The following is a 12,293-nucleotide window of genomic DNA, read 5'->3' as shown; positions in this document are numbered from 1 at the left end:
GGAGGGGTGTAAATGGCGCGACAGGGGATGGTATTGGTCTATACCGGTGAGGGCAAAGGAAAAACAACCGCTTCACTCGGTGTCACCTTGCGGGCAATTGGTCGCGGGATGAAGGTGAAATATTTTCAATTTATTAAATCACCTGAACGGACTTATGGGGAACAAATCGCACTAAGAAAACTTGGGGTTGAAACCGTTCAATTAGGGGTTGGATTTACATGGACGAAAACACCAGAGGCGCATCGCGAAGCCCTAGCAAAGGCTTGGAAACTGGTTAAAAAAGAACTACAGGATGACACAACAGATGTATTGGTACTAGATGAGCTGAACAATGCTTTAGCCATCACCCGTTTTCCCATCGATGATGTATTGCCATTACCAGAAGTGGTAGAGGCGATACAAAACCGTCCCAACAGCATGCATTTGGTCATTACAGGGCGTTCTGCCCATCCTTCCATTCTCGCATTAGCAGACTTAGTCTCGACAATTGAGGCCACCAAACACTATTATGCCGAACAAGATGTTCAGGCATTGAAGGGGCTTGAGTTTTAATGAAGGCGATTATGATTCAAGGCACGGCATCGGATGTTGGAAAAAGTGTTTTATGCACGGCACTCTGTCGTATCTTGGTAAATGATGGCTTTCGAGTGGCCCCTTTTAAATCACAAAATATGGCACTCAATTCCTATATCACCAAGGAGGGAGGAGAAATTGGCCGTGCACAGGGGGTCCAAGCGGAAGCAGCGAAAATTGAAGCCACAACCGATATGAATCCCATCCTCCTCAAACCAAAAGGGGATATGGTGTCAGAAGTGATTTTACATGGGAAACACTTTGCCAATATGGATGCAGTATCGTATCGTGAACAGTTTGTTGAGGAAGTCATGCCCGAGGTGCGTAAATCACTGCAACGTTTAAAAGCACAGTATGATGTGTTAGTGCTAGAAGGGGCAGGGAGCCCTGCAGAAATCAATTTGAAAAGCCGGGATATTGCCAATATGCGCATGGCTCATGAAACGGATGCCTCTGTTATTTTAGTCGCGGATATTGAACGTGGCGGAGTATTTGCGTCCCTTATTGGAACATTGATGTTACTGGATGAGAAAGAGCGTGCGCGAGTGAAAGGAATCATCATTAATAAATTTCGAGGGATGAAGGAATTGCTCACAAACGGGATCACATGGCTGGAGGAGCAAACAGGTATTCCAGTACTTGGTGTCATCCCCTATCTTGATGTGCAAATTGAAGCAGAGGATTCGATAGCTCTATCAAGCCTACGCTTAAAAAAGCCACAGCATCAAGAGTTTGACATCGATGTGGTGGTTATTCAATTGCCGCGGATATCAAATTTCACCGACCTCGACCCGTTATATGAAGAGCCAGGTGTAGGCGTACGGTTTGTATCCTCTTTAAAAGATTTAAAAAATCCAGATGTCATTATTTTACCCGGAACCAAAAATTCAGTTGATGACTTTCTCTGGTTAGAAGAAACCGGCTTAGCACAAGGAATCTTGCGGATGTCAAGAAGAGGAACTCGTATCGTCGGGATATGTGGAGGCTATCAAATGCTTGGTGAAACCATTTTCGATGAGCAGGCGATTGAGGGCAGTGGTGGTACATATAGAACGCTTGGATTATTACCGATTGAAACCACCTTCAGCGATGAAAAACAAACCGTACAAGTGATGGGAACCACCTATGCAGGACATTCCATAACAGGCTATGAAATTCATCTAGGTCGCAGTACACCGATTCAACCCGTTCAGAGTTTCGCTCAATTAGATGACGGCAGACAAGATGGGGTTTATACGGAGCAAGTGATTGGCACATATGTACATGGCATTTTCCAAAACCGTACGTTCACCCGTGATTATTTCAATACCATTCGGGTGGAAAAGGGCTTGGAAGAAGTCTCAAATGAAATGCTTTCAGATTATGAGCGACGAGAAGAGGCATATGAAATGCTGGATCTTCATGTACGTAAACATCTGGATATGGAAAAAGTGTATCACTTTATCAAGTAACCAAACAGAATGGTGTAGGGACGAAGGGAAACAGGATAAATTCAGAAAACGGGTTGTCCATTTATGTGGTGGATATTGAGGAGAAGATTCAATGATAAAAGGATCCCCATTGGAAATTGATTTTGAAAAGTTGTGGAAAGAAGGCATGTTCGATTGGCATGGGAAAATGCCAGACCGAATGGTCGATGATGAGCTGGAAGAAGCCTTTTGGACACAGTCGATGAAGAAAAAGAAAGACAAGCAAACAGATGATTATGCGAAAAAAATCTATGAAAAAATAAAACAGCAAATCCCACAAGAGGCAAGTTGTATTGAAATCGGACCAGGTTGGGGGAACTATACATTCCCACTTCGTCAGGATGTCAAACGTTTAACGTTAGTTGATCGTTCGGAAAGCGTGCTTTCTTATCTAAAACAATATTTTGAAAATGATGCATCTGTTCAGTTCGTTCATAGTAAGTGGGAAGAAGCAAAAGTGGAACCGCATGATGTCGTGATGGGGGTAAACTGCTTTTACCGCATGTATGAAATGAATGCGACGTTGCAAAAAATGAATGCACTCGCAAAAAAACGTGCGATAATCGGCTTAACAACAGGTCCTATTCAACCACATTACGTGGTTTTAGATGAGCAGTTTGGCTATGACATTAAATATCCGCGCCGCGATTATATTAGCATCGTCAATATGCTGTATCAGTTGGGGATTTATGCAAATTGCGAAATGCTCAAGCTCGAGCGTGAGCATCGTTACGATACATTGGCACAATTATATGAAGCACAAAGCAAAAAAATCCGGTCACTCCAGTTTGATATGGCAGATGTGAAAGCCTCTCTTGAACCCTTTATTGCCATAGAGGATGGTCAGTATGTATACCGATATCCATTCTATGCTGCGATCATAAGTTGGGAGCCTGTGAAGTAACATGACAAGGTTTGGTTTTCCATTTTTACTATGGGCTTTAATCGTGGGTTTGCTTGCTACCATGACTTTTGCGGTTATGGTCGGTTCAGTGAATATAACACCGAGCCTTATTTGGGAAGTGCTGTTCTTGAAACTCGGGATTTTGTCAGAGACAGCTGCTTCAAAAGCACAAACCGTCATTATTTGGGAGATACGCTTACCGCGTGTCGTACTTGCGGCGATGGTTGGAGCGGCACTGTCGATTAGTGGAGCAGCGATTCAGGCATTAGTGAAGAACTCAATTGCAGACCCATACATTTTAGGGGTTTCGTCAGGAGCATCCGTTGGGGCGACATCGGTCATTTTACTTGGTGCATTTAGTACGTTTGGAGTCTATGCTCTATCCTTGGCGGCGTTCTTAGGGGCTATTCTCTCGGTGTTGACCGTGTTTTTATTAGCACGTGTCAATGGACGAACATCGGTGATCCGGCTCCTTTTAGCAGGGATTGCCGTATCGATGGTGCTCTCCGCCATAACCAATTTTATGCTGATGATGTCTAAGCAACAAGGTGGGGTACAAGCGGTGATGCATTGGATGCTCGGTAGTCTTGCAGGAGCAAAGTGGTCAAATCTTGGGATCCCTTTTTTTACGTTGCTCCTCGTCTTTCTCCTTCTATTCATGAATTATCGCCAGCTGAATGCCCTCCTGCTCGGAGAAGAAACAGCCGCAACACTTGGCATTAACTTAGAACGGTTTCGAGTCTTTATTATCCTTTTTGTAGCGTTGCTAACAGGTGTGATGGTCGCGGTTAGTGGAAGCATAGGTTTTGTCGGTTTAATTATCCCGCATATTGTACGCATGATCGTTGGCTCTAATTATAAATCGGTATTACCGGTTAGTGCTTTGATCGGTGCCATTTTCTTAGTATGGGCGGATATAGGTGCTCGTCTGGTGATTGCACCTGAAGAAATGCCAATCGGAATCATTACGGCTATTTGCGGAGGCCCTGTCTTTATATGGATGCTAAGACGCCGCCGATATTCTTTTGGGGATGGTGAATAAGGATGTTAGCTGTTAAAAATGTGTCATTTTCCATGCAGGATAAACAAATTTTACACAATCTTACGTTTTCCATTGATCAAGGAAAATTTGTTGGCATCATTGGCCCAAATGGAAGCGGAAAATCGACCATGTTAAAAATCATTTATCGTCATCTGAAACAAACCAGTGGCGTGTTGACGTTATGTGAGAAAGACCTGGGACATTTCGCACAGAAAAAATTGGCACAGGAACTTGCCGTGGTTACTCAAGAGACACCCGTCGTCTTCGATTTTACCGTAAGAGATTTGGTGATGATGGGGCGGACGCCGTATAAAAAATGGCTTGCTAGCGATAACCAGGATGACTTTGCCATTGTTGAAGATAGCATGCGGCTAGCGAACGTACAGCATTTGCAAAGCCGTACATTTAATCAATTATCCGGCGGGGAAAAGAAACGAGTGATTCTTGCACGCGCCCTCGCACAGCAAGCGAAAATATTAATTTTAGATGAACCAACCAACCATCTAGATATCGAACATCAGTATCAATTAATGGATTTGGTAAAGGGTCTGCCCATTACGATTGTGGCCGCATTGCATGATTTAAATTTAGCCGCGGGCTATTGTGATAAATTACTTGTGATGAAGGATGGGGCTCTCTATATGGAAGGAACACCGGAACAAGTACTAACAGAGGAGACAATGAAGCAAGTTTTTCAAATGCAGGCTGGTGTTTCAAGAAACCCATTTACGCAAAAACTTCACTTATTTTTTTATACTGAACATGAAAAAGGACTGGGGAAAAATTGAAAAAGCAAATCATAGGGACATTTCTATTCTTAACGGCATTGCTTTTATTATCCGGATGCACAGGTGAGGCAGCAAAAACAGACTTACAAGCTGAACAAACAGCGCAAGCGGAGACAATCGTGATCAAGAATGAAGGGATTGTTCTTGAATACGAAGAAGCACCGAAACGGGCGATTTCATTAAATCAGCATGTCACTGAAATCATGCTCGCACTTGGTCTAGAGGATTCGATGGTTGGGACAGCCTACTTAGATAATGAGATCTATGGGCCATTACAGGAAGCATACGATAAGGTACCCGTATTAGCTGAACAATATCCATCAAAAGAGCAAGTGATTTCAGTGGAAGCAGATTTCCTATATGGTGGCTGGGAGAGTGCTTTCAATGAGAAAAATATTGCCACACGTGAGGAATTAAAAGAGTTAGAGATTAATAGTTACTTACAATCGTCATCTGTGAACCTAGCGCCAACGGTAGAGGATATTTATTCAGATATTCGCAATATCGCCAAAATTTTCCGAGTAGAAGATCGTGGTGAGGCGCTGATTGACCAAATGAATCAAGAGATTGAAGGAATTACCTCTCAATTGCCGGAAGGAACCGATCCGCTGGATGTTTTAGTCTACGATAGCGGAGAAACGGATGTGTTTACTGCCACACAAAACTTTATGAATACCCTTGTGACAATGGCTGGAGGAAACAATGTTTTTGCTGATGTGGAAGGAAATTGGGCTACCGTATCAAAGGAAGAGGCAGTCGAACGTCAACCGGAAGTGATCGTTGTGATTGACTATGGAACAACAACTGCAGAACAAAAAATAGAATTCTTAAAAACCGATCCAGCACTAAGCCAAACACCTGCTGTACAAAACGAGAATTTTGTCATTTTGCCATTATCGGCAGCGTCTGAAGGGGTTCGTGTAGCAGAAGCGCTCGAAACTTTAGCAAAAGGTTTCTACCCTGATGCATTTTAATGCATGAGCAATGGAGGGGAAAAGTTTTAGCCATGTTGGAAAAGCGATCAATGGGGCAGGTCACTAAAGTCATTGGCAAAGCTCAGGACAGAACAACATAGGTGCGGTATTTTCATTATAGGGAACACGTAGGAAAGAGGGGGAGGTCACTTTATGACAACTTGGAATCTAGAGCAAATGCAGCGTCACTTACTCATTTGCAATGGGGCAACCTGTATGGGAGCAGGCGCGGAAGAGGTCACGCAGCAGATTCGTGATGAAATCCGTAAAAATCGGTTAGATGAGCATATTCATACATCAAGGACACGCTGCAACGGCCGCTGTAAAGATAAATGCGTCGTCATTGAATATCCAAAAGGGACATGGTATTCGGTTCAAGAAGAAGAGACTGCACGTGACATTGTTCATGAAGCAGTTAGAGAAGAAGCGATCATCTATTCAATGGAACACGGTGAACGCAAACGGAGCGAAAACCGGATAAAAGGCATCGATAAATATAAGAAGGGAAAAGGACCGATGAAAAAAGCTGTTTTATTTGTTGGACATGGCAGTAGAGTAGAAGCCGGGAATAGCGAGGTTCGCCAATTCATCGAGCAAACAAAAGAGTATATTGATCCAGCCCTTTTAGTCGAAACCTGTTTTTTAGAATTTGCCTCACCGAATATTGAAGATGGGATTCAACTTTGTGTTGAAAAAGGGGCCGATGAAATTCATGTGATACCGATCATTTTATTACATGCTGGACACTCAAAATTGCACATTCCAGCAGAAATTGAACATGCGAAAGAACATTTCCCTGATGTACGATTTACCTATGGGCAAACAATCGGTGTTCATGAGGAAGTGTTTGAAATTCTAAAAACGAGATTAACCGAAGTAGGTCTAGATGTGAATCAGAAGCATGAGGATACAGCTATTCTTTTAATTGGGCGAGGTGGCAGCGATCCCTATGCGAATGGGGATTTTTATAAAATTAGTCGATTATTATGGGAAAAGTTAGACGTACCGATCGTTGAAAGTGCCTTTATGGGGGTCACGACGCCAACTGTCCAGGATGGGATGGAACGTTGTATTAAATTAGGCGCGAAAAAAATCATTATGCTCCCGTATTTCTTATTTACAGGAATTTTGATAGAAAGAATGAATCGAATGGCTGAACAGTTTCAAGAAACGTATCCATATGTATCGATTGAGATTGCAGCGTATTTTGGGTATCACCCAAAGTTAAGAACCGTATTGTTAGAACGGATGAATCAGGCCATAGATGGCACATCGACAGGGATGCAGGATTTAGAGAATTTCCGTAAATATGCGAAAGAACATGGGTATGAGCATCATCATCATCATCATTGAGGGAGAAGGGAGCCGGGACAAGGTGCCTGTCCCTCTGTCCCTGCCGAGAGAGCAGAAAAAAAGAAAAAAACCGAGGTTTGACAGGGACACAGGGACCCTTGCACTAGTTCGGATGTGACATTTGTCACACCTGGGACATGATACCTACTACTAACAAAGTTTATTCTCTTCCTGTATAGTTTCAATTAACGAACGCTATAGGAAGGGGATCAACATAAAATGACCCTACAAAATACGAACACGTTAAAAAAACAAGTTGCTGCATATGAAAAATCAACAACAAAAGAAAGTATATGGCAGATGATCAATACGATTGGACCATTTATTGCATTATGGTACCTTGCCTATATTAGTCTATCCGTTTCTTATTGGTTATCTTTAGTTCCTATTGTCATTGCTGCAGGATTTTTTATAAGAATATTCATTATCTTTCATGACTGCACGCATCATTCCTTTTTTAAGCACAGACGTACCAACCGAATCGTTGGAACAGCGATGGGAGTTTTAACTTTATTCCCCTTTGATCGCTGGGGAAATGAGCATGCCATTCACCATGCTACAAGTGGGAACTTGGACAAACGTGGGACAGGGGATATTTGGACACTTACTGTAGACGAATATTTAAAGGCACCATTAAGCTTGCGTTTGGCCTACCGATTTTACCGGAATCCATTGGTCATGTTTGGATTAGGACCCATTTTTGAATTCCTTCTAAAAAATAGATTGAATCGTAAAGAGGCTAAAAAGAAGGAACGTATGAATACGTACCTAACAAATGTTTTAATCCTTGCTTTGAGTGGATTGCTTTCTTTGTTAGTCGGATGGCAGGCATTTCTTCTCGTACACGGTTCTATTTTCTTGCTAGCAGGTTCCCTAGGGATTTGGTTGTTTTATGTACAACACACTTTTGAAGATTCATACTTTGAAGAAAATAAAGATTGGGAATACGTGAAAGCGGCTGTAGAGGGAAGTTCCTTCTATAAGCTTCCGAAACCGATTCAATTCTTAACAGGAAATATTGGCTTTCATCATGTTCACCATTTAAGCCCAAGGGTGCCAAATTATAAATTAGAAGAGGCACATACAAATACGCCTCCATTGCAAAACGTACCATCGATTTCCTTGGCGACAAGTTTGAAATCACTTCGTTTTCGTTTATGGGATGAGAAAAACAAGAATTTCTTGAGTTTTAAAGATGTTAAAGCTTTAGCTAAAAATAGAGCTTCTATTTAAGTAAAACTGAAACTGTAATTAAAAACGATATTGCTCGCTCCCCTGTACATGGGGAGTTTCTATCTTTTCCCAAAAAGGAGAGAACTTACATGATTCGAATTGTCATTGCTGAGGATCAGGAGATGCTGCTAGGAGTTTTAGGTTCTCTTCTTAATTTAGAAGAGGATATGGAAGTGGTCGGTCAGGCGAGGAATGGGGAAGAGGCGCTAACTCTTGTGCACCAATTAAAGCCTGATGTTTGTATCATGGACCTAGAAATGCCAGTAATGAACGGACTTGAAGCAGCAAAAACTTTAATGCCAGTATGCAAAGTCATTATTTTAACAACCTTTGTGAGAACTGGTAATTTTTCAAGTGCGCTAAAAGCCGGTGTAAGAGGTTATTTATTGAAGGACAGCCCTAGCAAAGAGTTAATCCACTCGATTCGCAGGATTATAGATGGACAGCATATGTACTCTCCCGAATTAATTGAAGATGATTTAAATGATCCCGAACAAGGATTTAAAGGGCTAGATCTGTTGAACAAACGACAGTTGGCAAATGAAGTTTCTAATCATCCTAGGAATAAAAATCGAACGGTCAGGAATTATTTTTCAACGATCATCAATAAAATGAAGTTACCAACCGGATAAGGGACAATATATATGAACTGCACCCCAAATGTTAGACAAAAAGCTAACGAACAATTGGGGGTGCATTTTTTTATGGAAAAATATCCAGCGATCCAAAGTAATTAGCAACACTTGTTGTTTTTTAATGATTTCTACAATTATGCAAGCACCAATCTTACATGTTAATGTCAATAATATTATCTGAATAGTTTAATAATTACAGACATACAGTAGAGAAATTGCTTTTAATTCAAAGGAAAAAACCACAAGCTATTTCCTATTTTGCTTTTTGCGTACGGGGGAGGAAACAAAATTACCGTGAAGAAAGCCAGAAAGAAACGAACGATTACCTGTTATCATAATGGACTCATGAAAGAAGTTGATGATTTCATTGTGACCGAAGCACCTCTTACGATCAAATTGAATCAAACTGAGTTTGCCACCTTAGTTTGTACACCAGAATACATGGACGATTTGGTGATTGGATTCTTAGCTTCCGAGGGAGTGATCAGAACAGTTGCCGACATTGACGATTTATGGATTCAAGAAAGAGAAGGATTTGTCCATGTGAAAACAAACTATACCAATCCTTTGTATGAAAAATTCCACTCCAAACGATATATTACTTCTTGCTGTGGAAAAAGCAGACAGGGATTTGTCTTTTTCAACGATGCGAGACTGTCCCGCCATTTTAACAAGGTCAATGTCCAATTAACCGTGAAAGATTGTTTCCGATTAATGGAAGAGATGCAGACAAGTTCGGAGGTTTTTAAAGAAACGGGCGGGGTTCACAATGCGGCGCTGTGTACGAAAGAAAAAGTGATGCTGTCGCGTCTAGATGTTGGGCGCCATAATGCACTCGATAAACTATACGGTTACTGTCTTCGGCAGAACATTTTATTAAAAGATAAAGTGATTGTCTTTAGCGGCCGAATCTCGTCAGAAATCATCACCAAAGTAGCGAAAATCGGCTGTGAGATTGTTTTGTCAAAATCGGCGCCGACTGATTTGGCCCTTGACCTTGCAGAAGAACTGGGAATGACAACGGTTGGATTTATTCGCAACGAAACGTTGAATGTGTATACAAGGCCAGATCGAATTTTAGAAAAGGATGAAAATAGTTTATTAGATTCAGGTAAAAGTAGAGGCGAGGGGGAATGAAATCGGGATGCCAGCTCAACCAAATCAAGTAGAAACGATTTGCAGTTTTTGTGGGACGGGATGTGGACTTGTCGTAGAAGTAGAAGATGAAAAGATTAGCAAAGTCAAAGGATACAAGGAAAACCCATCGAGCCACGGGGAAACATGTGTAAAAGGGGCGCTAGGGTGGGGGTATATCCATAGTGACCGGCGATTAACACAGCCGTTGATCAAAAAGAATGGAGAGTTAACACCTGCAACTTGGGATGAAGCCTTGAACTTGATTGCCACTAAATTTTCAGCCACCAAAGAAAACCATGGACCAGATAGTTTGGGTTGTTTCAGCTCATCAAGGTCGACCAATGAGCTCAACTATCTGGCTGGCAAATTTATGCGAACGGTGATTGGGACCAATAATATTGACAGCTGTAACCGAACCTGACACGCTCCTAGCGTCACCGGTCTGGTGACTGTGTTTGGAATGGGTGCTGCCACGGGGTCCTATGACGAACTAGAGGCCACCGATGTCATTATCGTATGGGGAAGCAATACGCAGGAATGTCATCCGATCATTTTTAATTATATGCGAAGAGGGATCAAAAAAGGAGCCAAAATGGTGGTCATTGATCCCCGGCAAATTGACCAGACGAAATTGGCTTACAAGTGGTTGCCGGTTCGGGTCGGAACCGATATTGCTTTAGCGAATGCAATGGGGCATGTCATCATCGAAGAAGGGTTGGTTCATCAGGATTTTGTTCAAAAAGCGACCAATCAATTTGAGAAATATAAAGAGGAGGTGAAAACCTACACGCCAGAATTTGCGGAAAAAGTGACCGGGGTCCCAGCGGGAGATATCCGGGATATTGCGCGGCTTTATGCAAAAGCGGAGAAAGCCACCATCTGTTGGACATTAGGGATTACCGAACATCATAATGGAACGGAAAATGTATTTAGTTTGATTAACTTAGCGTTGTTAACGGGGCATATCGGCAAGTATGGCTCAGGACTAAATCCGCTGCGTGGACAAAACAATGTTCAAGGCGGCGGAGATATGGGGGCTCTGCCGAACCGTCTAGTTGGTGGCTGGAATTACGATGATCCTGAAGGAAGAAGGCTTCATGAACAAGTGTGGGGGACTCCAGTTCCTGAAAAAGTCGGGAAGCACCAAACCCTAATGCTTGAGGCGATGGAGTACAAGGAAATAAAAGCCCTTTATGTGATTGGCGAAAATCCGGTTCAATCGGATGCCAATGGAAATCATGTTGAACAGGTTTTTAAGAAACTTGATTTTCTTGTTGTTCAAGATATCCTCATGACGAGAACAGCGATGCTCGCCGATGTCGTTCTTCCGGCAACAGGCTGGGCAGAAAACGACGGGACTCTCATCAACTCTGAACGACGGATTCAACGAGTTCGCCCGGCTCTAAAAGGCCCCGGTGTATCTCGCCATGATCATGAGATTATTCAAGATCTTGCCAATAAAATGGGAGAGAATTGGAACTATCAATCCGCAGAAGAAATCTGGGAGGAAATTCGCAAGCTTGCGCCTAATTTTGCCGGTGTGACGTACAAACGGATTGATGAGGAGGGGGGTCTTCAATGGCCATGTCATGATGAAAATCATCCTGGAACCACCTTTCTCCATAGTCGACTATGGTCCGATGAAGTAGGGATGAAGGCGACATTCATGCCGACTCATTATCAACCACCTGCAGAAGAACCGGATGAAGAATATCCGTTGATGCTCACAACCGGGCGTAGACTTCAATTTTATAATACAGGAGTTCAAACAAGAGACTATAAAAAAGTGAAAAACGCCGAAGAGGCTTTAGAGATTCACGCAGACGATGCGGCGAAGTATGGATTCAACGATGGGGATAAAGTAAGGGTAAGTTCCAGAAGAGGCAGTCTGATTACGAAAATCAGAATTAGTAAAAAGCAGCCGGCCGGTTTAGTCTTATGTCCTTTCATTTTCCCGACCAAGCCAGTACCAATGTCTTAACCAATTCCGCTACAGACCCCCTTGCTGGTACCGCTGAGTTTAAAGCTTGTGCGGTGAAAATTGAGAAAGTAGAGACTTTGTCCTAGAAGAAAATAGCTAGATCTATAGAAAATCATCCTCCTGGGAAGGACACCGGGAAGGCCTTTAGTTAACGTGAGAAAAATTCTTGAGGGTGTGAGTGGTGTTCACAGGAAATGTCTTTCC

The 12,293-nt window shown here is 42.5% G+C and carries 11 protein-coding genes; all 11 read left to right on the top strand.

The features are described from left to right. Positions 1-12: 12 nt before the first annotated feature. The 11 genes from LG336_RS15900 to fdhF all read left to right on the top strand — a co-directional run bounded on the left by LG336_RS15900 (position 13) and on the right by fdhF (position 12,089). Entirely contained in the window at positions 13-552 is a 540-nt protein-coding gene (locus LG336_RS15900) for a cob(I)yrinic acid a,c-diamide adenosyltransferase (protein ID WP_404328463.1), read from the top strand. Beyond that, positions 552-2,024 (top strand): cobyric acid synthase, encoded by a 1,473-nt coding sequence (locus LG336_RS15895; RefSeq protein ID WP_404328462.1) that lies wholly within the window; start codon positions 552-554, stop codon positions 2,022-2,024. Before LG336_RS15900 ends, LG336_RS15895 begins: the two co-directional genes overlap by 1 nt. A gap of 91 nt (positions 2,025-2,115) precedes the next feature. Continuing rightward, entirely contained in the window at positions 2,116-2,946 is an 831-nt protein-coding gene (locus LG336_RS15890) for a methyltransferase domain-containing protein (protein WP_404328461.1), read from the top strand. A gap of 1 nt (position 2,947) precedes the next feature. Continuing rightward, the gene (locus tag LG336_RS15885; RefSeq protein WP_404328460.1) at positions 2,948-3,988 is read left to right on the top strand and encodes a FecCD family ABC transporter permease; all 1,041 of its coding nucleotides are present in this window, start codon (positions 2,948-2,950) and stop codon (positions 3,986-3,988) included. A gap of 2 nt (positions 3,989-3,990) precedes the next feature. Continuing rightward, on the top strand, positions 3,991-4,776 hold the full coding sequence (locus LG336_RS15880) for an ABC transporter ATP-binding protein (RefSeq protein ID WP_404328459.1): 786 nt from the start codon (positions 3,991-3,993) through the stop codon (positions 4,774-4,776). Next, positions 4,773-5,750: an ABC transporter substrate-binding protein gene (locus LG336_RS15875; RefSeq protein ID WP_404328458.1), complete on the top strand. Its 978-nt coding sequence runs from the start codon at positions 4,773-4,775 to the stop codon at positions 5,748-5,750. The genes LG336_RS15880 and LG336_RS15875 overlap by 4 nt, the downstream gene beginning before the upstream one ends. Before the next feature lie 153 nt (positions 5,751-5,903). Continuing rightward, positions 5,904-7,103, top strand: coding sequence for a CbiX/SirB N-terminal domain-containing protein (locus LG336_RS15870; protein ID WP_404328457.1), 1,200 nt, complete (start codon positions 5,904-5,906; stop codon positions 7,101-7,103). A gap of 219 nt (positions 7,104-7,322) precedes the next feature. Then, positions 7,323-8,336, top strand: coding sequence for a fatty acid desaturase (locus tag LG336_RS15865; RefSeq protein WP_404328456.1), 1,014 nt, complete (start codon positions 7,323-7,325; stop codon positions 8,334-8,336). An 89-nt stretch (positions 8,337-8,425) separates the two neighbouring features. Continuing rightward, positions 8,426-8,968, top strand: coding sequence for a response regulator transcription factor (locus LG336_RS15860; RefSeq protein ID WP_404328455.1), 543 nt, complete (start codon positions 8,426-8,428; stop codon positions 8,966-8,968). 297 nt (positions 8,969-9,265) lie between these two features. After that, positions 9,266-10,108 carry a formate dehydrogenase accessory sulfurtransferase FdhD gene (fdhD, locus tag LG336_RS15855; RefSeq protein WP_404328454.1) on the top strand — a complete coding sequence of 281 codons (843 nt, stop codon included), beginning with the start codon at positions 9,266-9,268 and terminating at the stop codon, positions 10,106-10,108. 7 nt (positions 10,109-10,115) lie between these two features. After that, on the top strand, positions 10,116-12,089 hold the full coding sequence (gene fdhF / locus LG336_RS15850; RefSeq protein ID WP_404328452.1) for a formate dehydrogenase subunit alpha: 1,974 nt from the start codon (positions 10,116-10,118) through the stop codon (positions 12,087-12,089). Positions 12,090-12,293: the final 204 nt, after the last annotated feature.

Origin of the sequence: Mesobacillus maritimus, assembly GCF_044803185.1 — a bacterium.
GTDB classification, from domain to species: domain Bacteria; phylum Bacillota; class Bacilli; order Bacillales; family Cytobacillaceae; genus Mesobacillus_B; species Mesobacillus_B maritimus_B.
This window is presented reverse-complemented; position numbering and strand designations above follow the sequence as displayed.

Coding starts and splice junctions, on each gene's coding strand:
- LG336_RS15885 (WP_404328460.1), top strand. CDS start 2,948: ATGACAAGGTTTGGTTTTCCATTTTTACTATGGGCTTTAATCGTGGGT.
- LG336_RS15895 (WP_404328462.1), top strand. CDS start 552: ATGAAGGCGATTATGATTCAAGGCACGGCATCGGATGTTGGAAAAAGT.
- LG336_RS15890 (WP_404328461.1), top strand. CDS start 2,116: ATGATAAAAGGATCCCCATTGGAAATTGATTTTGAAAAGTTGTGGAAA.
- LG336_RS15880 (WP_404328459.1), top strand. CDS start 3,991: ATGTTAGCTGTTAAAAATGTGTCATTTTCCATGCAGGATAAACAAATT.
- LG336_RS15860 (WP_404328455.1), top strand. CDS start 8,426: ATGATTCGAATTGTCATTGCTGAGGATCAGGAGATGCTGCTAGGAGTT.
- LG336_RS15900 (WP_404328463.1), top strand. CDS start 13: ATGGCGCGACAGGGGATGGTATTGGTCTATACCGGTGAGGGCAAAGGA.
- LG336_RS15870 (WP_404328457.1), top strand. CDS start 5,904: ATGACAACTTGGAATCTAGAGCAAATGCAGCGTCACTTACTCATTTGC.
- LG336_RS15865 (WP_404328456.1), top strand. CDS start 7,323: ATGACCCTACAAAATACGAACACGTTAAAAAAACAAGTTGCTGCATAT.